This window comes from Acetobacter lambici (genome assembly GCF_011516885.1).
Taxonomy (GTDB): Bacteria; Pseudomonadota; Alphaproteobacteria; order Acetobacterales; family Acetobacteraceae; genus Acetobacter; species Acetobacter lambici.
On record NZ_WOTD01000133.1, the window covers coordinates 1 to 1,251 of the forward strand.

Here is a 1,251-nt window from a genome sequence, read left to right on the forward strand (position 1 = left end):
TACACCCATGATCTGTGCGTCAGTAAAGCGATCACTCTTCATCAGAATCTCCTCATCCTTACGCTGAGAAAATTCTCATTCAAAAGCCACTCTTTTTATGGGGGGATTACCGAAGGTCAACTTTCGGATCACAATTTAAATTACCTGACACTCAGTCAAACCAAAATACTATTATGTTTAATCTTGTATGTTTAATCTTGGGGTTTTCTGGGCTGGATTGACGATGAATTTTTTGGCTCTGAAGTCCAGATTTTGCAGACATATTCGTAAAACATGAGCCCATTGAGGGTCTTGAGCCTTCGCCCGAAATTATAGGCTACCATGAGCAGTTGAGGTGTGTCCTCAACTGCTCATGGCTGTCATAATAGGAGCGTTTGACGGTTGCTTCATTGATTGTCCGGTTCATCCGTTCCACCTGACCGTTCGTCCAGGGGTGGTTTGGTTTCGTGAGACAGTGTTCGATCCCATGAGCTTCACAGATCATGTCAAAGCCCATGGGACGTGACCACACTGTATTTCGATTACGGGACTGTTCAGCGAACTGGATGCCGTTATCGGTCAGAATGGTATGAACCCGATAAGGGATAATGCTCAGGAGATATTCGAGGAATTCCCAGGCCGTCTTCCGGTCGGCTTTCCCGACCAGTTGTATGACAGCGAATTTGCTTGTCTCGTCGATGGCAACGAAGAGGTACAGCTTGCCCTCAGCGGTCTGGACCTCTGCGATATCGAGATGGAAGAACCCGATCGGCTAGCGTTTGAAACACTGTCGTTGGGACTTGTCTCCCTCGATGTCCGACAACCGGGATATCCCGTGACGCTGAAAGCAGCGATGCAGGGCCGAACGTGTCAGATGGGGAATGCTGGCCTGCAGGGCATAAAGGTAGTTATCCAGCGGAAGCAACGTATGCCGGCGAAATGCCACGATCATCGCTTCATCCGTCTCGGAAAGAACCGTTGATCGCAGCTCCTTGGGACTGGTTTTCTGATCCTCAACCGTCTGACGCTTCCGCCACTTCGCCACTGTTTTCGGGTTGACCCCGAACTCCTCGCTCAGCGCTGAGAGCGAAGCCTGCGATCGCTGTAGTGCTGCCCGCACGGTATGCGTGGTCGTGGCGCTCCCATGACAGTTCTGTCCTATAAGAGCCTGAATCAGAAAGGGGTTTGATTGATTTTTCGCAGAACTCTGCGGATATGGGCAATCATCAACCACGCGTGGGATGACGAGATTGTTGCCTCGACATCCTTCGT

General features: G+C 50.4%; 2 pseudogenes. Both read right to left on the reverse strand.

Features of this window, described 5'->3' with window-relative positions:
* Positions 1-177 precede the first annotated feature (177 nt).
* Positions 178-1,141, reverse strand: a pseudogene (locus GOB86_RS15460) (IS481 family transposase).
* An 11-nt stretch (positions 1,142-1,152) separates the two neighbouring features.
* A pseudogene (locus GOB86_RS15465) lies at positions 1,153-1,251 on the reverse strand (IS5/IS1182 family transposase); the annotation flags it as partial.